The following is a 21350-nucleotide window of genomic DNA, read 5'->3' on the forward strand; positions in this document are numbered from 1 at the left end:
TTGGCCGCTGCAGGGGTGCCAGTGCATTCATTGTTGGCTGGGGGGAGTGCTCAAGCCCGCATTACGTCCTCGTCTCCCGGTTGTGTCTGGTTGCAATGCCGAAATTGCATTTAGCGGCTGGATTGAACTAACGACAGACGGCGGTGCACGGTCGGCGGTGCCACGCTGCGAAATGGGGCAGGGCGTATATACCGCGCTGGCCATGCTTGCTGCCGAAGAGTTGGACATTCCGCTCGAACGCGTCAAGATCATGGACGCCCCGGTTCACAAAATTTTCGGCAATATCATGGTTGCGGAGGCAATGTTGCCGGCATTGTTTGAGGATCAGCGTCTGGTGGCACGTAGCAAGCGCTGGCTGAAAGATGTCGCGGGCCGGCAAACGCTCGGTGTCTCGACCACGACTGGCGGTTCTACCAGCCTTCGCGAATTGTGGCGGCCCATACGCATGGTTGGCGCACAGGCGCGCGCTTCACTGGTCAATGCCGCCGCGCGCCTGTACGCGGCGGATCCCCGACAGTGCCGCACTGAGACGGGCTTCGTAGTACTGCCGAACGGCACGCGGCTTACGTACGCGGAAGTATTGAGCCGTGCGATCGTTGTCGAGCCGGCGAGAGATTTCAATGTCAAATCTCCAGAGCAGTTCAGGCTTATTGGGCGGTCGCCCACGCGCACTGATGCGCGCGCAAAGGGTGATGGCAGTGTGAAATTTGCCTCGGATGTGCGCCTGCCAGGTATGTGTTACGCGGCGCTCGCAATGCCCCCGTCGATCGGCGCGACGCTGGTAACTTTTCGGGTGCCTCTGGAGGTACAGGGCGCCGAAGTTGTACCTGTCCCGGCAGGCTACGGGCAGGGAGAATCGCTGGCGGTGATCGCCGATAGTTGGTGGACGGCGCAGCAGATCGCGGGCGCGCTAGACATTACCTGGAATGAGATAACCGGTGCGACAATCGACACCAATGTGCTGGCTTCCAGGCGACGGGCGGCATTGGATGGCGGGACCAGTGTCGTCAAGTCGGTCATAGGTGATCCAGATGCAACGTTAAGCGCCGCCGGTAACAAACTCGAGGCTGAATACGCGGTGCCATATCTCGCGCACGCGGCCATGGAACCTATGAACTGCACTGCACAGGTGAGTGGCGGCATCGTCCGGGTATGGGCACCGGTGCAGGCGCCGCGCGTTGCGATTGCCGCTGCGGCCCAGGCTGCTAACGTCAAGGCCGAGGCAGTTGAGATGGTGGTGCCGATGCTTGGTGGTGGGTTTGGTCGGCGCCTCGAGGCCGACTTCGTGTTTCAGTCTGTTGCTATTGCATCCCAGGCCGATGGCCGTCCTGTACACATGATTTGGACGCGTGAACAGGACTTTCGCCACGACTTTTATCGCCCCGCCGCAACAGCCCGCTTGCGTGCCGCAATCGACGCCACGGGAAAAGTCATGGCGCTTGATTTGAGAGTGGCCTCTGAATCGGTAGGGCGAGCACAAGACAGCCGTAACGAGCCCGGAACGTCCAAACCTGCAAGCCCGCCGATCGTCGGCGGACTTGCCTATGCGATTCCACATCAGTGTTACCGTCATGTGCAGGTCAATTCAGCGGTTCCCATCGGCTCGTGGCGAAGTGTAGATGCCTCGTACAACGGCTTTTTTTATCGAGTCATTTATGGACGAGTTAGCTGCCACGATCCGATGGGACCCTGTTGCCTTGCGCCGTGAACTGCTAGCCGGGCAGCCGCGTCATCTGGAGACGCTTGAACTTGCTATTGAAAAGTCAGGATATAGTCCCGAACGACAGGCAGCGCTGAGAACGCAAGGACGCGCCTTGGGTGTTGCGCTGTATGAGTCCGTAGGTAGTGTGGTAGCTGAAGTGGCAGAAGTGTCGATCGAAGGTAACCGTCCGCGAGTGCATCGAGTGGTGTGTGCGATTCACTGCGGCCTGGCGGTGCATCCTGATGGCATTGCTCAACAGGTGGAAGGCGCCGTGATCATGGGCATGGGGGCGGCGCTGGATGACGGCATTGAGATCCGTAACGGCCGCGTGGTGCAGGGCAATTTGCACGAATACCAGCTTCCACGGATGGGCGATGTGCCGATCGTCGAAACGCATATTGTCCATTCAGATCACCCACCAACTGGGGTTGGGGAGGCAGCGTTGCCACCAATTGCGCCGGCGATTGCCAACGCAGTGTTCGTCCTCACCGACCGACGCCTGCGCACTTTGCCGCTCAGGATTGACTGATCAAGAAATGAAGAGCCCCGGCTTATCAGTCGTCGTCTGCCGAGGTCAGGTACCAGGTCGACGCGTCCGTCAGACATTTATTCGTTGCGGGAGATGGTACTGCGAACGATGCATAAACGGGGCGCTGATCGCGAACAATCAGGCCCGCCGCACTTAGTTGCCTTTGCTCCTGATCGGATCCCAAGAATTCGACGCACAGACTCGAATGTCCCATACGAGTAGCCTCACGAGAAAGTTCCAGCCAAAGTCGCGTCGCAGCGGAAGGTACCGTCGGGTCGACGAGAAAATCATCGACATTCATAACTGCGCTATCCGCGTCGCAGACTGCATATGCGACCAGACGCTTGTCTGTAGAGCTCATCAGTGTGAAAAATCGGTAGGATTTCGATGGCATATCGACAAATCGCCATTTCAGAAATGCACTGTCGCGAACGCCCATTACCACGTCCGGTATGCTAAGCGCGCTTCCACAGGTCGTCAAAAGCGTCATCAGGGCGTTCCTGCCACTGCGCTTGAAAGCCTGTATTGATGAGTCCACGCATAATTACTGTGGTTGATCGCATTGCATCTATCCCGGCACCCGCGACGCCGCTTAACCAGCCTGGCAGGTACCTCGTCAGGTACATTGCGGACCGAAGTACACGGGTACGCCGTACCATGTGTCCCACGCACCGATAGTCGATTCGACGTACGATTGCCAGTGACTTCGGGTTCGGGAAGCCAAACAGAATGGGGTATTGACCAAGCGCGCGGCGACGAATTTCCTTTGCAGGAAAATGGCCGGAAAAAAAAACGTCCGATGTTCGAGCTGGAGAACAAAATCCACCAGTGCGCCCGCCGTGAATGTCACTTCGCCAAATCGCATTCGTCGTGGACCGACGGCAGCCACACCGACCGGATTGTCAGCGCCTTCGAGACGTAGAAACACGACTAGCGGAGTACCTTCGGAGTTATGCTGGTAGTACCAATCGAATTTGGCTTTTGGCATACCGTTTTGACTTAGACCGGTGCGCCAAAGCGCAACAATCATATCCGAGTCGATTGCTAGATCGGCCACTGTCGTCCTGTAAGCAGGTTGCTCTTGGATCGCCATGCGGGGCGGTTCATCAATGGTGGACGTGGCATCCATGGCTAGAATGTTGGGCACGAATTTACCGCCTATGCACCTGTGAACCTGCCATGGGACGGAAGCCCAGCATTGAAAGTTCCCGCAATGCGCGCGCGGGCTAGCAAAGCGCGAGTCTCCCCGTTGCTGTTGGTAATTTCGCGCACATCGCAATAGCCGCCATGTTGCTCAATGCGTCGACGCATGCCCCGTCCCCTGACCGACTCCAACTTCGAAGGCAAGACAGCCGCCTTTGCGAAGAAAGCGGGGCGCCTCATTGATCAACCGCTGTAGGATGCGGATACCCAATGGACCGCCGTCGAAGGCCAATCGCGGTTCGTGGCCGATAATTTCGCCCGGCAGCGTGTCTACCTTGCCGCTTGAAATATAGGGCGGGTTGCAGACCAGCAGGTCAACAGTCCCGTGAAATTCAGGGGCATCAAATGGTGTCATGAGGTCGCCGCTGAGAAAGGTCACTCTGTCCGAAAGCATGTGATGCGCAGCATTGCGTCGCGCAAGAGCAACCGCATCGACCGAAAGGTCTGTCCCCCAAACACGAGCGTGCGGCGCATGATATGCAAGCGCAATGGCAAGGTTTCCAGACCCGGTGCAAACATCGATGACCGTTGCAGTTTGATGCTCACGCACAATCGTATGCAGTTGCTCCAAGGCTGCATAACCGAGCAGTTCTGTCTCCATACGCGGAATCAACGCCGCCACTGAGGTCTGGAACTCGACGCCCATGAATTGCTGCCATCCTGTGAGGTGCGCAAGCGGAACGCCCTGCAGTCGCTTGGTCATCAATGCGCTCAATCGTTCAGTGCCCGTCACATCCAACGGTGGTAGCGCAACTTCAAATGCACGTTGTACTGAGAGCGGCTGTCCCGCCGCCGTGTGCCACAGCGCAGCAACGGTGGTCGCTGGCGTTTCAGCAGGCTTGTCTTGATAGGCGCGCCATGCTGCGTCGAGATCAACTTCACATCTGCGATAAACTTCCATCGCATCAGCGTCAAGACGCTGAGTATGTATTTGTTGAAACTGATCAGGCGCAAAGGTCATTCCGCACCGCGAGTATTCATCGAATTCGTCAACAGGAAATGTTATGAAGGTGAGATCTCCACCACCGGCTCCACCAGGAGCGGGGCGGCATGCAGGTAGCGTGTAGCGTGACGCTTGGCCACGATATCCTTGTAGATGAATGCTGCCTGCGCTGGCGGTGTCAACAGGAATTGTGCCAACTCATCCTCTGGCACGCCGTGATTGAACGCCCAAAGCGCAATATCCATTTTGTCGTAACTCAGCGCGAAATAAAATTCGTCCTGCCCTTGCTGGAGGCTATAGGTATCAGTCGTTGGCGCGGCATTGCAGATTTCATCGGGAATACCGAGGTGACGCGCCATCGCGTAAACTTGCGTCTTATAAAGGTGCGCAATCGGCTTAAGGTCCGCCGCTCCATCGCCATTCTTGACGAAGAAACCTTGGTCGTACTCAAGCCGGTTGGGTGTCCCGATAACGGCGTAGTTCAGACGATCGGCGTGGAAATATTCAACAGTCTTGCGAACCCGCTGCTTGAAATTGGTGGCGGCCACAATCTGCAGATACTCTCGCAAGGGCAGGCGTGCTCGAATAGTTCGCCCAACGGCGACCGCACGACCAACTTGAAATAGTTAAACGTACCATCACGTCCGCCCGCGATGGCAATCTTGCTCTTCCAGTCCGCTGCAAATTGGGGAAACACGGCCCGCATGGCGTCGTCCCGCCAGCGATAACATCCCAGCGCCTCCAGCGTCGGCGCAATATTCTCGACGGCGTATGGAATACCAAATTGCTCTGCGATGACAGTTGCACGCGTGAGGCTGTGCGATGAAGAATCTGTCTCCGGTAGCATTAAGCCGTAAATCTTTGGTGTGCCCGCACGAGCGAAGGCTCGCGCCGCCAAGGCTGCACAAACTGAGCTATCCACTCCGCCAGACAGGGCGATTATTACACCGCGCCGACGTAACTGCCGCCCAACGATATCGATCATTCGATCGACGATCCGCTTGGTCTCAGCCTCGCAGTCAATCGCAAGGACATCGGCATGAGAGTGTGGGCTGGTTTCAACCTCAATGCATCGGAGGACATTACGTGCCTTCCAAGTATAAATTGATTATTGATTAGGTGGCCGCATTGACCGCACGTTTGCGTGCGATGTAGCCTTCAATGTTCACGAGGCTATCAAAATTCTCCGGCAACATTTCCGCATCCTCGACCTTGAGGTCAAAGGACTCCTCGATGAACATGATCAGTTCGATGAATCCGGTCGAATCCAGAATGTGCCCTTTCATGAAAGACGCGTCATCGGCGATTTCAACATTGCTGCCCATGACGAAATTATCTAGCAGGAATTTGCGAACCATTGTCTTGATGTCTTGCATTTTGGACCTTGCCGTAATTGGGTGAACAAAAAAACAAAATTCTGAATCAGCGCAGACCGGATTTCTTGATTTTGCCGGTGTCCGTCTTTGGCAATTCTGTGACGAATACCACATATTTGGGCGCCATGAAGTTTTCCAAATGCGCAAGGCAATGGCGAATGATATCGCGTTCCGTCAGCGTGTAACCATCTTTCTGCACAATAAATGCCTTTACCGCTTCGCCAAGAATGTCGTCATGCGTTCCGACCACTGCCACATCGAGGACGCCATCAAGACTATAGATTGCATTTTCCACCTCACGCGGACTAATTTTCTCACCACGACTCTTGATAATATCGTCCTTGCGTGCAACAAAGTATAACCAACCCTCGACGTCAGTACGAAACAGATCACCTGAGTACAACAGCATCTCGCCGGCCTGTGGACCTGGTCTGAGCCTCTCGGTTGTCTCGACGGGTTTCTCCCAATACCCGCGCATCACATTTGATCCACGAATCACCAGTTCGCCGGTACTGCCATTTGGCAGCCGCCGACCCGCATCATCGACCAGCCAGACCTCTTCGTTCGGCATGCCGCGTCCGACGCTGGTCGGTCGTATGTCCAGTTGCTCCGGTGGCAGGTATGTCACGCGTTTGCACTCGGTCAATCCATACATGGAGAACAGAGTCGCTTGCGGGAAAAGGGCACGCAGGCGTCGGATATGCTCTTCCGACAGCGCGGCCGCCGTATTGGTAATCATTCTTAACAACGGTAGCGCAAACTGGTTAAGTCCCTTCAGATTCATCAGCAGCGAAAACATCGTCGGCACTCCCGGAAACACTGTCACACGTTCCCGAACCATGATTTCCAGGACCTTGATCGGGAAGGCGAAGGAGGACTCCAACACCAGCGTGCCGCCCACCTTCATTGTCATCAACAACTGATAGAGTCCGTAATCGAACGCCAGCGGCAGCACGCAGATGACGGTATCGTCTTCTCGTAGTCCCAGATAGGTACTCACCGAACGGGCCGCAGAAACCATATTCAGGTGCGTCAGCATTACCCCTTTCGGGTCACCGGTTGAGCCCGACGTATAGATGATCGCGGCAAGATCCTGATCAATTGTGGCAGGCTCAACGCCGACCCCGTCAAGCGGAAGCGCGGCTGCCGGATAAGGCAGAAATCGGCCTGTAGTATCACCTGCATCATCGATCGCCTCAACCACAAGGCAGGTATGAACCGTGGAGTTGGTCGAGCACGGCCCTCGCCAAATTCCGCCAAGCGACGAATGAGTAATGAGGACACTTGCGCGCGCATCATTGAGAAGGTATGCAAGCTTGTCGTCCTTGGTCAGTGCATTGATGGGCATAAAGACGGCACCGATCCGTAATGCTGCGTATACACCGCAAACCAATTCTATGCCGTTGTCAAGAAACAACGCGATTCGATCACCGCGTTTCACACCACGGGCATGTAGCAGTCGCGCTAGTTGGTCCACGCGAGTTGCGATATCGGCATAGGTGTATCGATCGTCACCGCAAATCAGGGCAGTTTTTCCTGGCAGGCGATTTGGCAGATTCGTCAAAAAAGTGGTGTAGGAGCATATGTTTTTCTAGAAGTAGTTGAGTAGTTATGTGGCGTGCACTTTTTCTAATGACACTGCGGCGCTTGATTCGGCAATATTGCCAACGACAAATTGTTCGTGCAGCAACATCGTCGACAAAATGGTGACGAAAGCCATGTTGTCGGCAAAGCCAATCGCGCGTCCAGTGCGACATTTTTCAAACAGTTTGGTCGTCGCGTTGGCGTCAAAGAACCCCGCGGCAGAGATCTTTGGCGTACTGAACAGGTCTGCCACGTAATCGGTCGGCTTTCCGGCATTGAAAAAACTTTGACTGTCCGGCGCGCGATAAGGCTGCTTCGTGCGCGTCCGCACCGATTCTGGAAGCAGGCCGGTCATCGATTTTTTCAGCAGATACTTCTCCGTCAGCCCGCGCATTTTTAATTGTGGCGGCAGGCGGTTCGCAAATTCGATCAGGCGATGATCCAGAAACGGAAAGCGACCCTCAATGGAATTCGCCATCGCCATCCGGTCACCCTGCGAGCACAATAGATATCCGGTCATCAAGGTGTGTGCCTCGACGTATTGATCGCGTCCCATGGGTATCCAACTTCCAATATCAGGTGGCAGCGTAGCTTTGATCCGCGCATAGGGATCCCATTCGCCGATCGCCGCGCGCATATCGCTTGAAAAGAACTGCCGAAGCGGCGAATCTTCGCTTCCTTGAAAAGGTCATAGCCACCGAACACTTCATCCGCTCCTTCGCCGGTCAACACCACCTTGTATCCCGAGGCGCGGACATGACCAGACAACAACATTAGCGGCGTAGGTGCGGTGCGAACGATGGGCGTTTCGGCATGGAAAATGGTGCGCGGGAAGGCGGCTGCAATATCGGCCCGTGTGCATCGTAGCGATGTGTGGTCTGTTCCCAGGTACTCTACTAATTCACGCTGGTGCGCGCTTTCGTCGAACTCTGCATCTTCGAATGTCAGCGAAAAAGTGCGCAGCGGCGTTTTGGTGAAATTGTGGATGATCGATGTAATGATTGAAGAATCCAGCCCTCCACTCAAGTATGCCCCCACAGGCACATCGGCGCGCAGCTGTAGCTTGACGGCATCAACCAGCAATTCGCGCAATTCGTCGGCATACTCTTCCTCGGTATGCCGCGTACGCAGTACGGATTGCGGAAACTTCCAATCCCAATAGCTGCTGATGCGCTGAACGCCATTGGCGACAACCATTAGGTGGCCGGGTGGTAGAGATAGTACGCCGTCAAATGCCGTGCGTGGCACGAGTGGTGACCAGTAAGTGCAGATTTCAGCAATTGCCTGCGGACTAATGCGGCGCTGCACGCCTGGAAGCGCAAACAAAGCCTTAATTTCGGATGCGAATATCAGTCGGCCGGCAGACTCAGTATAAAAGAGCGGTCGAATCCCGGTACGATCGCGAGCCAACACCAGAGTTTGCCGCTGCGTATCCCAAAGCGAAATCGCGAACTGGCCGTTCAGATGCTCGACAAAACGTTCACCATATTGTTCGAATAGGTGAACGATGACCTCTGTATCGGATTGAGTATAGAAACGATGGCCTTGCGCCTCCAACTCACGACGCAACTCGACGTAGTTAAAAAATTTCGCCGTTAAACACCACCCATATAGTGCGCGCCTCCTTGTGAATGGGCTGTTGGCCGCCGGCAAGGTCAATGATGCTCAAGCGCGCATGCGCCAGGCCAATGGGGCCATCCAGAAAGTAGCCCGTGCCGTCGGGTCCGCGGTGGTGCAGGCGCGCGATCATCGCCGCGAGTTCCCCGCGATTGGGTGGACCACCAGAGGTAAAGCTCAGTATGCCGGCAATTCCACACATCTTTTGTCAGGCCTCAGTCAGCGGCGCGTACCGCGGACTTGCCGAATTCGGGAAGCTAGATTTCGATGGGACATGTGAGCGTTTTGCATTGCTACCGCGACGAAAGGGCATTTCACCCAGGGGCGACATTTTATTAGAGAAGAAAGTCTGTTCGTTTCTTGAGGATTGTCTGCTCGTATCACGCCGCAAAATGGTGAGTGCCCAATTCCCGGAAGCACAGAAACTGCCTGAAACCTTCCGCCGATCGACGAGTGCATCCAAATGGCTCATGCAACATCATCTCGGCCCGTTTCTCGAGTTCGCATCCAATCAAGCAATCGACGAAACATCGCGGTAGAGACCAGGTTGCTTCGTTCAATTCGCAGCATCGTCGCATCTAGACGACGCATGCCTTGCTCGATGTGAAGGAGTTGTTCGCCCAGCACATCGTTGCAGAGGCTGGAAATGACGTTGTAGGCGTCACCGGCGGCCTTGTAATCCTCGGGCATTTGCATGAGCTGACCACTATTCATTGTGGAGTCAACTGCATTGTTTCCCGCCGTAGTATCTGTCTTGTGTGCGTGCTGAGCCAAGCTGGACGGGCGCGACTCATCATCCATTTCCGCCGCAACTTCCTCCACATCGGTATCTGAAAATATTTTTTTGTCAGCGAGGTACCCATACCAAAGTAGCCGGTCACAAACCGCATTGATCCGGCGGGGGATGCCGCCGCTTGCCCCAAAAATTGCGCGATGTGCCTCGGGCAGGAACTGCGGAATATTTTTCCAACCGACGCAGCCAAGTCGGTGCTCAATGTAACCTTGCGTCTCCGCCTCGCCAAGCGGCCCAACATGGCAGGCAGCAATGACTCGCTGGCGAAGCTGCTCCATTTCAGGCCCTTGCAAGGTTTCACGAAACTCAGGCTGTCCTATCAGGAAGCTCTGGAGTAAGGCATGCGTCTCAAGTTGGAAATTCGACAGCATGCGCAATTCTTCAACGGCGCGCGGCGTCAGGTTTTGCGCTTCGTCGACCACCAGAAGGCAGCGCTTGCCGTCCCGTGCGACGGATACCAGGTACGCTTCAAGCAGGAGCAACAACTCTGACTTATCGACTTTCTTGGTTGGTATCCCGAATGCAGCCGCGACCATGCGCAGTGTGTCGTCTGCATCCAGTTGGGTACTCACCAGATGCGCCGCCACGACCTGCTCGTCGTTTAGCTGACTTAGTAGATTCCGAACCAGCGTGGTTTTGCCAGCGCCGATTTCCCCAGTGATGACGATGAATCCTTCGTTCTGGTGAAGGCCGTACTCAAGGTAAGACATCGCACGCTTGTGCTGGCGGCTACCGAAATAGAACGCCGGGTCCGGATTGAGTTGAAACGGCTTGCCGCTCAACCCATAGAATGACTCATACATGGGTCGTCTGGGACTTCAAAAACGTAAGGATAGGGATGCCACGACCGCGTTTTCGCGATAACCGTTGATCACGGTGCTGTCAAAAATAGTCCTCTGTACGCCAAGGGATGCCGACGTACGCGGACCCAATTGGGTGACGAAAAACAGGCTCTGTAGTCTTTGTGTCGTCGAAAGATTCTCCAAAAATAGCCCTTTGGTGCGCAAATATGAGGCAACCATCTGCAAAGTAGAAACGGGTGACAAGCGATATGCCCAGGCTGCATTTGCGCCGAATTGGCGAAACTCTTCGATCGGCGTGCCGCTGCCAGGTGCCGTACTGTTGCCGTCGATCGCGCGTTGTTCGCGCCGGCCAAGACTGATAGTGGCAGTATTTCTGGTCCCAATCAGTGCGACCGACGCCTCCTGATGTCTGCTAAGGAATGGTCGTACAGTGAGAAGTCCGTCCTGGATGCCAGATGTGGCGGGTATCCCCGTTTGGGTGAACCTTCGTTGCGCGGCTTCCGCTCGCGCGTTGGGGTCCGGGATCGCGGAAGCCAGCAGGTCCAGCAACAAGCTATTGACTGAAACCGGACTGGATCCTGCAAGATCATTTGTGGAAAACGCAATTTCCCTGGTACTTGAAAATCGCCGTGCGGTGAGTGCCGTTCGGTGGGCCAATGCAACAAGATGATCATTTCCGAAAAAACGCTTCTGCGTGACTGCCGCCATTTGAGTTCGCTGGCTGGGGGACCACTCCAAACCCAGCCCGGGAGAGTTTGTGTTGCGCCTGCCGAGACCGTCCAAGTCTGACGATTCCCTTCCGGCGCTTAACGACATATGAAGCTGACCATCAATTTCGAAAGTGACGGTACCGCGAACGATCGAATTGTAGCGTTTGTCAACGGTGTTGTTGTCAAAGGAAAAAGCATTGCCGTCGACAGACCAACCCAAACGCCCTGCAGAGGGTGCGTTTTTCACGAATCCGTTCCATTGATACGTTTTTGAATCTGGAATCGCGCCTCCACCAGTATGCGTCTCGGCGCCGTTCACGCGGAAAAAGTATGTGGCTGCTTCCGTGAATTTTCCGCGAATATAGGGTGAGACTTGGTAGGTCGTGGTTTCAACCCGGTTTTCACTGGTACTAGTGACGTCGGCGATGCCGGCAACACCGAAAGCGGAACGGTTTTGTTGTGCGATACTCGCACGCGCGTCCAGAAAAAGCCATTTCTCAATAGCCTCCAGGGTTGCACTGGAACTCAGGTTGTGCTGAGTGGTGTCGAGGCTGGAAAGGTGTCCGTGAAGAAGTCGATTCACGCGGTAGTCCAGCATTGCATTTGCCCGGGCGCTGCGATAATCGATGTGCAAGTCCGCCGCAGCGTCTGTTTCCCAGTCACTCTGCGCCGCCGCGGAAGTAAGTTGCGCCGCGTTATCGGTGTAGCGCTCGCTCAACACGACCGATGGAATGACACGAAACGTTGGCGTGTACATGACAGCAGGCGTTTCCGGCGGCGTCGCGAGAGGCTGGATTTGCGCATACAGCAGTGGTGAAGCAAACACTGCCATCAACCCGACGCAAAGTGGCAATCGACGATCTGTTGCGCTGGCCGCCTTACGCTCCTTTGCATTGGATGCTTGTCCGTGCTGGATAGGTCTGCGAACGGGGTTCCGGCGATGATCTTGTTGGAAGAAAATCCATTTTAGTGACACGGAAAAATAGATTAGCTGCCATAGCCGTATCCATAACCATAGCCATGCGCGCCTTGCCCAACCGTACGCGCTTGGTTAAGAACCATCATCTTGATCGGGCAGGATTCTATCGTTGCCAGCGCCCGCTTTACATCTGACTGCAGGGTGGATTCGGCGTGAACGACAAATACGATTTGTCCCATTTGGGTCGCCAATACACGGCTTTCCGTAGTAACCAGCAACGGCGGCGAATCAAAAATGATGATGCGATCGGCATAGCGTGCAGACATTTCGTCCAGCAATTGCGCCATCGCGCTGCTCGCCAATAGTTCTGTTGCTTGCGGATGGGGATTGCCGCTGGGCAAAATGCTGAGTTTCCCCACGTTGGTGCGTATCAACACATCACTTAGGTCAATGGCCTTGCTATCAAGTACGTCGAGGAGGCCCTTGCCGGGCGGTAGACCAAGTAGCGCGGGAAGTGACGGGCGTGCGACGTCAGCATCAACAAGCAACACGGTTCGATCCAGTTCCGTTGCCAAGCTCATGGCAAGATTGACCGCAGAAAATGTCTTCCCCTCGCCGGGCACGGAGCTCGTCACCATGATCAGATTGCCATGCTTGACCGGCACCGCCTTCTTATCCGACATATTCGCGATCAGCGGCCGTTTGAGAATGCGAAATTCATCCGCGATTCGTGAACGGGGTACATCAGGGGTAACAAAACCGAGGGTCGCAAGTTTGACCAAATCCAATTCGAAGTTGCGTAGAGTTGCTTTGGCGTTTACGTCGGATTCCGGTACACCCCGTAGCGGGCCAGCCGAATCGACACGCATAAATGCTTGAGCGTGTACACGTTGCGCACTCGATCCATTTTGAATGGAGCCTTGGGCTCGTCCGGACTCCTCTCCTCCATGGACGGCTACCTCGACGCCCGCGCGGCGTAGTTCTTCAAGGCGTTTGGCGGCTCGTTCGATGAGACTCATCGTGCCATCCTCAACCCGCGCGCGCGGAAAGAAGTGTTAACGCAACGAAACTCGCCAGGTAAGCACCTAACAGCATTCCAACACTGGCCAGAAACTTTGCCGTGCTTCGCCTGGCCAATTTCTTGCGCCCATAGTTCTCGACCATGGACACTGTTCCCAGTATCGGCAAGCCGGTCGCCTCAGCCAACGCACGACCATCGTAAAATGCGGGCCGCACTTCTCTGGCAACAAATGCTGCTGCGCAGCCTGCGGCCAAGGCCGCTAACAAAGCCAGCGGAAAGAGCATGCGGCGATTTGGTGCGACGGGCCCGGGCGACACACGCGGCGGGTCGATCAGGCGAAAATCGGCAACGCCCGAGACAGACTGCATTTCACCGGAAATGCTTGCCGACTCGCGTCGCGCGACAAGGCTTTCGTAGTTTTTCTTGTTGACGTCGTAATCACGATTCAGCTGTGCCAGTTCTGCCTCAAGTTGCGGGACCATGGTTGCGGACGCTTTGAGCTTGGCATAGCGATTTGCATACTCCGCAACGCGCGCCCTTAAAGAGGCGACCGCCGCTTCGGCACTGGCGAGCGAAACCTTGAGTTGTTCAGATGCGCGCGGTCCATTACCGAAAGAAGCGGGATTTGCAGGTACGCCTTCCTTGCGCCGTGCGCTGAACAACTGAGTCCGCTGTTCCTCCAGTTCACGGATGACGCGCTGCACGCCGATCACATCAGGATGATTTTCTGTGTACTTTTGAAGCAGGACATCCAGATTCCGGCGCATCGCGTCAATCCTCGCTTCCACGTCGGAAATCATCGCGCTTGACACGGTCGGGACGGTTACGCCGGTAGCCGGGCTCGGTTCCTCATTTGCCAGTCCGCGTCTAAATGCGTCGCGGGTGTTTTCAGCTTCGCGCAATTCCAATTGCGCGCGTTCGAGTAGCGTACTAGTCTCGGCGATACGGGCGAAATAATTCATCCCCTCGCCCGAGGCCTGACCTAGTGATCGAAGTTTGAATTCTTTCAGCCGCGTTTCTGCTTCCTGCAATTTTTTTTCGTACGATGCAATTTGTTCATCAATGAATTTTTTTGCCGCATCGGTATCACTGGCTTTACCACCATGTCCTGACTCAATAAACATCGACGAAAATAGCTGTACGACACGCGTCGCACGCTCGGGTTGCACGTCGCGGAATGTCAGCACATAGATATTGTCGCGGCCTCCGCCCTGGATTTTTAAACTCTTTATTACGTCGTCAACAATTTTTTCGTAGTCGACTTTAGATTTCGCCTGCGCGTCAAGCCCAGCCATCTGCACGATTTTCTCGACATTGGGACGGCTAACGACGATTCGGCTAAGCATCGCGATCTGTTGGTCGTCATTTGGCAACACCGTTAGTCCGGTCATAAGCGGCTTGAGGATCGAGGCCGTATTTACATAAATCCGCGTGGATGCTTCGTACTTGTCCGGCATTAAAATGATGGCGACTATGCCGAACGCGGCAACTATCCATGCGACTGCCAATCCCAGCCACCGGTAGTGCCACATACCCCTGAGCGTGATTATCGCCTGCCGCAGTATTTCGTCCATCAAGTACCTATGTCAATTCGATTTTTTTCAACGCGACTTGCTGCGCTCCGTCGATGCGTGGCGAATCCACGCAGTCTAGAACCAGCTTTGGGGAATGATCAAAACGTCGCCGGGCCTCATCTCGACGTTTGCAGAAACGTCCCCACGCTTAATGAGATCCTTGATTCGAACGCTGTACTGTTTGTTCCCCGCCAAGGGTCGGAGAATACTGGCGCCGTTTCCATCTGCGAACTCTGTCACCCCACCGACAGCAATCATGACATCAAGCAATGTCATTTTTTGCTTGTAAGCAAGTACCTGAGGCCGGGCCGCTTCACCAACTACCCTGATTTGTTCACTATAGGGTCCAACGAATCCAGTCACAACTACGGTCACGACTGGATCACGAATAACTTTTGACAGCGCCTTTTCAATGTCTCGCGCCAGCGTCGTCGAGTCTTTACCCAAGGCAGGCAAGTCCTCAACTAGTGGGGCCGCAATTTTCCCGTCTGGTCGGACAGGGACCGTCATGGATAGTTCGGGATTGCGCCAAACAACGATATTCAGAGTGTCGCCCGCGCCAATAACGTACTGGTAGTCGGGCGAGGCAGCCAAGGTCGGTGCCGGCGGAAATCTTCCAGAACTACAACCTGCTGCGACGAAGGCAATGAACGCCACGGCGACACCTGATTGCCCCATTGCTTTTACTCTATTGAACATATGTCCTCCTTGTTAAACCGCTTTTCAACCATTGACTAAACGGCGTTCGTAAACGTAGATGTCGGCGGCCGTAAAACTACTCGCGAGAAATCCCCATGCTAGTATCCCGCGAACAACCTGACGAAAACTTCGGGGGCGCGGTGGGATTCTAGGTGCTCGCTTCAAAAACTTTAATGATTTCGCAATTCCTCCAACCCCTGCATCCAGTCTGCGAGACAGAAGGTTAAATTGAGCACTCGTGCACCAAATTTGTCAATTACGCCCGTCACATTATCCACGATTATTCGCATTTTATTGGTGAGCACGTTCAATGATTCTGTTCTCTCCAGCATGTGAGATTCAGGTTAGCGTCACTTTTCGACATGGTTTCGATCTCCAACATACAACGGCCTTCCATCCATGAAACAAAAAATACTTATTACCGGCGGCGCCGGTTATATTGGCTCGCACACCTGTGTTGAACTCATGGCCGCAGGCTTTGAACTACTTGTCATCGACAATCTTTGCAATAGCAAACGCGAGGCAATTCGAAGGGTCGAACGCATTTGCGGTCAACCGATCGCATTTTGCCAGTTGGATATACGCGATCGCCCGGGATTGCAGGCGCTCTTCAGCGACAATTCTATTGCCGCGGTCATACATTTTGCCGGGCTCAAGGCAGTGGGTGAATCGGTGGAAAAGCCCCTTGAGTACTACGACACAAACGTATCCGGTAGCCTCGTATTGTTTGAGGTCATGGCGGCGGCGGGCGTAAAGACACTGGTATTCAGTTCATCGGCGACTGTGTACGGGGACCCACCGTCGGTGCCGATCGCCGAACATTTTCCGCTGTCCGTGACCAACCCCTATGGCCGCAGCAAGCTCATGATCGAAGATATTCTTCGCGACGTTTATCTTGCGGATGATAGTTGGCGGATTGCACTTCTACGATACTTCAATCCCGTCGGCGCTCACGCCAGCGGGCTGATTGGCGAGGATCCCAATGGCATACCGAATAATTTGATGCCGATTGTCAGTCAAGTGGCCATTGGCAAGCGTGACGCGCTATCTATTTTTGGCAATGACTATCCAACCCGCGACGGCACAGGCGTGCGCGACTACATTCATGTCAATGATCTTGCGCGGGGGCATTTGAACGCGCTCAACACATTGTTAAGTCGCCCGGGCATGTTTACCGTCAATCTTGGCACCGGCAACGGGTATTCAGTTCTTGAAGTGGTTCGTGCATTTGAGTCAGCCTCAGCACGGCCCGTGCCGTACAAAATTGTGGCGCGCAGATCAGGCGATATTGCCGAATGCTATGCTGACCCTTCGCTTGCCGCAAAGTTGATCGGATGGCGCGCTGAGAGTAGTCTGGATCAGATGTGTGCTGATGCTTGGCACTGGCAAAGCAATAATCCGGATGGCTATCCCGGGTAGGATTGCGAGCGCGATTTTGAATCGCGAGATCAAGTACTTATGCGGATCTCCGAGGACTTTAAGCTTGCAGGCCGCGCCAGCGCTGGGGTTTGCTTATCTGGAAGGGTAAACGGCCGCATGAGATCGACATAACGGCGCAGGCTGGAGTCCGGTTCACTATTGTTTTCAAAGGCTTGGTAAGGGATGGCGCAACGCCTTCGTTGGGTTTGGAGTTCAAGAGATCCACGACAATCGGTGTTGGTCATGTCCGCAAGGCGCCCCAAGCTCAGTCGCTGCGCCGTCCGCCCTTACAAGGATTGCAGCAATCGTTCAACTTCTGCTTTCGCGGGACCGCCTTTGACAAGGGTTGCGAGAGTCTCCAATTCTCTTTTTCCACCAGCTTTGTCGCCCGACTTTAGCAAGGCCTTTGCCAAGTGAAGGCGAGGCTCGATTGCCTTGGGTGCTGCAGCCACGGCCCGCAAAAGTACCTCAGCCCCGCGTTTGGCGTCCCCCCTATTCACTAGCAGCCATCCGTAAGTATCCTGAACATCAGCGTTGTCCGGCGCAATCTTCAAGGCCCTTTCGGCAAATTCAATTGCTGCGGGGTCCTGAAGTTCACTCATCACCCAGGCCATGTTATTGAGCACGGCCAGATTTTCCGGTTGCAGGGCGAGGATTTCGCGATAACGTGCAATGGCATTCTTGTGGTCATTGTTCGAGACTGCGGCATTCGCCAAATGGAATCGCACAACTGGATCTTTCGGATTTTCCTGCAGCCACTTTGAGGACACAGCGCCGATCTCAGCGGTTTTGCCTGCCGCCTGCAAAAGTTGCAGTTGTTTCACCACCAACTCGGCATCCGGTTGACGCTTGATCGCTTCGGCGTAGGCATTTGCCGCCTCGGCATGTTTTTTCTGATTGGCGAGAACATCGCCTTCCATGGCAAATCCTGCCGCTTCTTTCGGACGCGCTCGTTGGATTGACTTTGTTTCTTTCAGCGCCTCTTCGGCACGACCTGCCGATAATTGGGCAATGATGAGTTGGCGCTGTGCCTCCAGAAGGTCAGGTTTCAGAACAAGCGCCTTTCGCAGTGCCTGAATGGGGGCGTCAACTTGTTTCGCCGCGTATTGCGCAGAAGCGAGGCGCATGAGCGGCAAGGGTGAATCCGGGAGGAGCAGCGCAAGTTTGTTGAAGGTCTCGATCGCTTGCGTGGTGTCACCGGAGGCGAGTTGTGCGAGGCCCAAGGCATCGACAATCCCGGGGTCGTTGGGCATCGCTGCAATTGCCGCCTGCGCCGCAGCAAGTGCGGACTGCGGGTCGCGATTCTGCGTATGAAATTTTACCAGCGCGATACGCACCGAAGTTGAGGTGGGATTGGCCTTGATGGCGCGCTCAAAAGTCGCCACGACCTCCCTAGAGAGGGCCTTTGCGGCAATTTGGGTCTCGGCAAGGGAAAGCAGGGCGCTTTCGTTTGCTGGCTCCCTGGTGAGAATTGTTTCAAAACGCGCTGTTGCAGAAGTGAAATTCTTGTCAGCCAGATCTAGCCCAGCCAGAATTCGCGCCGCTGGCATGTAATTAAACTGAATGGAAAGCGCCCTTTCGAGGCTTGCTCGGGCATTCTTTATGTCCTGTTTTGCAAGGTAGACCGAGGCCTTGGTGGTGTAGGTCAACGGATTCGACGGCTGTTTCTTCTCAAGTGTGTCAACCGCCGCAAGGGCTTTGTCGAATTGATTTTGGCTCAGGTAAGCGCTGACGAGAGAAAGGTCCGCCTGGTATGCGTTCTTGTCGAGGCCGGAAGCGGTCTCGAGGTCTTCCAGTGCGCGAACCGTTTCGCCGGTGGCGAGGCGGATTTGGGCGAGTCGGGTCCTGAGTGCGGCGCTATCTTTTTCGAGGGCCAGTGCTTGTTCATAGAATTTGGCCGCATTGGCGAACTTGTTATTGGCAAACGCCACCTCGCCGGCCGCGCGCAGAACAGTTGGATCTTGCGGTGCCTGTCTCAATCCGGGTGCAAGCGTATCTTCAGCCTTCAGTGGCTGTCCCTTGCGCAGGTAAGTGGCGATCAGGAGATTGCGTGTGTACAAGCTTTGGGGATATTTCGCGAGGACTTTGCGCAAATGGTTTTCTGCTGTCGATAGCGAACCTAGTTGGTATTCCGCAGCCCCGGCCAACAAAAGGGACGGGCCATGATCCGGCAGCACGTTGAGTACCTGAAGAACGGCGTCTCGCGCCTGTATTGGCTGCGCTTTACGAAATGCGAGTACGGCTTCAAGGTAACGCGATCGAATGTCACGCGGCAACGCTTTCTTCATTGCCGCAATTCCTGCTGCGGCCTGCTCCAGTTTGTCGCCGGCAATCAGCAATGAAACCAACGCGAAGCGAGCCTGTCCATTGTACGGTGCTACGTTGATGAGTGTAGTCAGGACCGCCACGGCATCATCGAGCTTTGATTGCGAAACCAGCAAGTCAGCCTTTAAAGCTAGCGCCTGAGGCTGTCTTGGCGTATTCGCCAGCACGCTTCCGACTATCGAGGTCGCGCGAACGATATCTCCTTGGGCAGCCATGATTCGTGCCTCACCTATTTGTGCCCGTAACTCACCGGCATTGCTCGTGAGTGCGGCAGCGAAAGCCTGCTTTGCGTCGGCAGGTTGGCCCATTGCGAAATATGCTTCGCCCGTCGCCGCCTTGACGACGGCGTTGGCCCCTTGATCACTGATGTTTACTCCCCCGAGTTCAGTCACAACTTTCTTGAAATCGCCAAGATCCACCATGACTTTGGCGAGCTCGGCATAGACCGTATCAGGCGCGTAGCCGGAGTCGAGAGCGCGGCGAAGGTGAAGTTCTGCGGTGCCCAATTCACCTTGTTCGATCAAGGTTGTTGCAAGGAGAAAATGCGCTTCGCCATTTTCCTGCCGCTGCAAAGCATTTTTTAGTTGAATTGAGGCTGCCGCGAAGTCCTTCTTTGCAATGTATTCTCTTGCTGACTTAATCAGCGATTCGGGCTTTTCCTGGCCGCACGCGCCCAGCAGCAACGCGCCTGCCAGAAGAAGTACTGAATATCGACTCTTGCGCCACGGGGTGCCAAACTTCATTTTGAATCCTCGAAATATGGTGACTTTTCCATCGATCAACGCAAACCGAATCGATCGAGGAGCTCATAGAGGGTAGGGCGGCTGATCCCCAGCATTTCGGCTGCTTTGCTCAAATTGCCATTGACCCGACCAAGTACACGGGTAACCGCCTTGCGCTCTGCCTCGTCGCGCACTTGCCTGAGATTCAAAATGTCATTGCGTGACTCGACCAATAGGCTCAAATCTGCGCCTTTGATTACGACGCCATCAGACATGATCACGGCGCGTTTGATGCAATTCTCAAGTTCCCGCACATTTCCAGGCCAGGGATAGCCTTCTATTGCATCGATTGCATCGGGGAGCAGAGTCATTGTGCCGCGACGATGTTCCTCAGCAAAACGCCTGACAAACGCGTGTGCAAGCAAAGTGGCGTCACCCGGTCTTGCCTGTAGCGGTGGAATTTCGAGCACAATTTCGGCAAGTCGGAAATATAAGTCCTGCCGGAAGGTACCGCGTTGGATCATTTCCTTGAGGTTTTGGTGCGTCGCGCAAACAATACGCACATCAACCGGAATCTCTTCGCGGCCTCCGACTCGCTCGATCACGCGTTCCTGGAGAAATCGTAGCAACTTGGATTGCAGTGGAAGCGGCAAATCGCCTATCTCGTCGAGGAAAAGGGTGCCATTGTTGGCGGTTTCAATTTTCCCGCGAGTTTGCTTTGCCGCGCCTGTAAATGCCCCCTTTTCATATCCGAAGAGTTCACTTTCAAGCAGGGAATCCGGGATTGCAGCACAGTTGATTGCGACGAAACGCTCATGGCAACGCGGCGATCGATCATGCAATGCCCGCGCAAACAGTTCTTTGCCCGTACCGGAATCACCTAGCAATACGATTGTCACCAGGCTGGGGGCTACCTTTTCTACAGTACGGCAGATGCGCAACATTTCCGCGTCCTGGGTAATGATTCCGGACAGCGGCGTTAGCTGCGCGGACGCTTGCAAACGTCGATTCTCTTCCTGCAACTCGTGGTGCCGGTACGCGCGTTCAATCGTCGCAGCCAGCAATTCCGGCTCAAAAGGTTTGGCAAAAAAATCATAGGCGCCTAGTCGTATTGCCTTCAGGGCGTTAGTGTGGTCGTTTTGCCCGGTTAGAACGATGACCTTGGTATGCGGAGCAAGTAACAGTATTTGACTGAGCAGCTCAAAGCCCACAGTGGCGTTGTCGGGATGAGGGGGCAATCCAAGGTCCATCGTCACAACTGCAGGTTCATGTCGCCGTATCTGTGCGATGGCGCTTCCAGATCGACCGCAACAACAGTCTCACTTTTGTCAAAAGGCCCAGCGCATCTGCTTTTGCAGTGCAGGATCGTCCTCGACAATGAGCAGCGGTTTTCTCGTTGAGTCGTTCATGC

13 protein-coding genes and 4 pseudogenes are annotated in these 21350 nt (G+C 54.8%); 3 read left to right on the forward strand and 14 right to left on the reverse strand.

The genetic code is table 11. The annotated features are described in order from the left end of the window. The first annotated feature begins 46 nt into the window (after positions 1 to 46). The gene (locus IPP88_24940) at positions 47 to 1708 is read left to right on the forward strand and encodes a xanthine dehydrogenase family protein molybdopterin-binding subunit (protein ID MBL0125766.1); all 1662 of its coding nucleotides are present in this window, start codon (positions 47 to 49) and stop codon (positions 1706 to 1708) included. After that, positions 1698 to 2231 (forward strand): xanthine dehydrogenase family protein molybdopterin-binding subunit, encoded by a 534-nt coding sequence (locus IPP88_24945; GenBank protein ID MBL0125767.1) that lies wholly within the window; start codon positions 1698 to 1700, stop codon positions 2229 to 2231. Before IPP88_24940 ends, IPP88_24945 begins: the two co-directional genes overlap by 11 nt. 25 nt (positions 2232 to 2256) lie before the next feature. Here the strand turns inward: IPP88_24945 and IPP88_24950 are convergent, their stop codons facing one another. From IPP88_24950 to IPP88_25005, 12 genes and pseudogenes are all read right to left on the reverse strand, one after another. After that, complete coding sequence (locus tag IPP88_24950; GenBank protein MBL0125768.1) at positions 2257 to 2721, reverse strand: hypothetical protein; 465 nt, start codon at positions 2719 to 2721, stop codon at positions 2257 to 2259. Positions 2722 to 2847: 126 nt separating this feature from the next. Continuing rightward, positions 2848 to 3219: a hypothetical protein gene (locus IPP88_24955; GenBank protein MBL0125769.1), complete on the reverse strand. Its 372-nt coding sequence runs from the start codon at positions 3217 to 3219 to the stop codon at positions 2848 to 2850. Between the two features lie 170 nt (positions 3220 to 3389). Next, a pseudogene (prmC, locus tag IPP88_24960) lies at positions 3390 to 4335 on the reverse strand (peptide chain release factor N(5)-glutamine methyltransferase). Positions 4336 to 4436: 101 nt separating this feature from the next. Continuing rightward, a pseudogene (nadE, locus tag IPP88_24965) lies at positions 4437 to 5362 on the reverse strand (NAD(+) synthase). 130 nt (positions 5363 to 5492) lie between these two features. Next, positions 5493 to 5753, reverse strand: a complete 261-nt coding sequence (locus tag IPP88_24970; protein ID MBL0125770.1) for an acyl carrier protein — start codon at positions 5751 to 5753, stop codon at positions 5493 to 5495. 46 nt (positions 5754 to 5799) lie between these two features. Further along, entirely contained in the window at positions 5800 to 7338 is a 1539-nt protein-coding gene (locus IPP88_24975) for an acyl--CoA ligase (GenBank protein MBL0125771.1), read from the reverse strand. Between the two features lie 24 nt (positions 7339 to 7362). After that, positions 7363 to 9156: pseudogene (gene asnB / locus IPP88_24980) on the reverse strand (asparagine synthase (glutamine-hydrolyzing)). A gap of 266 nt (positions 9157 to 9422) precedes the next feature. Beyond that, the gene (locus IPP88_24985) at positions 9423 to 10550 is read right to left on the reverse strand and encodes an AAA family ATPase (GenBank protein ID MBL0125772.1); all 1128 of its coding nucleotides are present in this window, start codon (positions 10548 to 10550) and stop codon (positions 9423 to 9425) included. Positions 10551 to 10565: 15 nt separating this feature from the next. Next, a complete protein-coding gene (locus IPP88_24990; GenBank protein ID MBL0125773.1) occupies positions 10566 to 12017 on the reverse strand; it encodes a TIGR03016 family PEP-CTERM system-associated outer membrane protein in 1452 nt (483 codons plus the stop codon). Positions 12018 to 12247: 230 nt separating this feature from the next. After that, a complete protein-coding gene (locus IPP88_24995; protein MBL0125774.1) occupies positions 12248 to 13198 on the reverse strand; it encodes a tyrosine-protein kinase family protein in 951 nt (316 codons plus the stop codon). 10 nt (positions 13199 to 13208) lie between these two features. Then, the gene (locus IPP88_25000; protein MBL0125775.1) at positions 13209 to 14774 is read right to left on the reverse strand and encodes a chain length-determining protein; all 1566 of its coding nucleotides are present in this window, start codon (positions 14772 to 14774) and stop codon (positions 13209 to 13211) included. Positions 14775 to 14849: 75 nt separating this feature from the next. Further along, entirely contained in the window at positions 14850 to 15473 is a 624-nt protein-coding gene (locus IPP88_25005; GenBank protein MBL0125776.1) for a polysaccharide biosynthesis/export family protein, read from the reverse strand. A 399-nt stretch (positions 15474 to 15872) separates the two neighbouring features. On the opposite strand from IPP88_25005, the gene galE reads away from it, so the two are divergent. Further along, complete coding sequence (gene galE / locus IPP88_25010) at positions 15873 to 16892, forward strand: UDP-glucose 4-epimerase GalE (GenBank protein ID MBL0125777.1); 1020 nt, start codon at positions 15873 to 15875, stop codon at positions 16890 to 16892. 287 nt (positions 16893 to 17179) lie between these two features. On the opposite strand, the gene prsT is transcribed toward galE, so the two are convergent. Together prsT and prsR are read right to left on the reverse strand one after the other, a co-directional pair. Further along, complete coding sequence (gene prsT, locus IPP88_25015) at positions 17180 to 19960, reverse strand: PEP-CTERM system TPR-repeat protein PrsT (protein MBL0125778.1); 2781 nt, start codon at positions 19958 to 19960, stop codon at positions 17180 to 17182. Positions 19961 to 19995: 35 nt separating this feature from the next. Beyond that, a pseudogene (prsR, locus tag IPP88_25020) lies at positions 19996 to 21348 on the reverse strand (PEP-CTERM-box response regulator transcription factor). Positions 21349 to 21350: the final 2 nt, after the last annotated feature.

It is taken from the genome of Betaproteobacteria bacterium (assembly GCA_016720925.1).
In the GTDB taxonomy this organism is placed as follows: domain Bacteria; phylum Pseudomonadota; class Gammaproteobacteria; order Burkholderiales; family Usitatibacteraceae; genus UKL13-2.

Excerpts from the sequence above, each read along its gene's own strand:
- IPP88_25005 (MBL0125776.1), bottom strand. The coding sequence starts at position 15,473 with ATGTTCAATAGAGTAAAAGCAATGGGGCAATCAGGTGTCGCCGTGGCG.
- IPP88_24990 (MBL0125773.1), bottom strand. The coding sequence starts at position 12,017 with ATGTACACGCCAACGTTTCGTGTCATTCCATCGGTCGTGTTGAGCGAG.
- galE (MBL0125777.1), top strand. The coding sequence starts at position 15,873 with ATGAAACAAAAAATACTTATTACCGGCGGCGCCGGTTATATTGGCTCG.
- IPP88_24970 (MBL0125770.1), bottom strand. The coding sequence starts at position 5,753 with ATGCAAGACATCAAGACAATGGTTCGCAAATTCCTGCTAGATAATTTC.
- IPP88_24955 (MBL0125769.1), bottom strand. The coding sequence starts at position 3,219 with ATGCCAAAAGCCAAATTCGATTGGTACTACCAGCATAACTCCGAAGGT.
- IPP88_25000 (MBL0125775.1), bottom strand. The coding sequence starts at position 14,774 with ATGGACGAAATACTGCGGCAGGCGATAATCACGCTCAGGGGTATGTGG.
- IPP88_24985 (MBL0125772.1), bottom strand. The coding sequence starts at position 10,550 with ATGTATGAGTCATTCTATGGGTTGAGCGGCAAGCCGTTTCAACTCAAT.
- IPP88_24950 (MBL0125768.1), bottom strand. The coding sequence starts at position 2,721 with ATGACGCTTTTGACGACCTGTGGAAGCGCGCTTAGCATACCGGACGTG.
- prsT (MBL0125778.1), bottom strand. The coding sequence starts at position 19,960 with ATGAAGTTTGGCACCCCGTGGCGCAAGAGTCGATATTCAGTACTTCTT.
- IPP88_24995 (MBL0125774.1), bottom strand. The coding sequence starts at position 13,198 with ATGAGTCTCATCGAACGAGCCGCCAAACGCCTTGAAGAACTACGCCGC.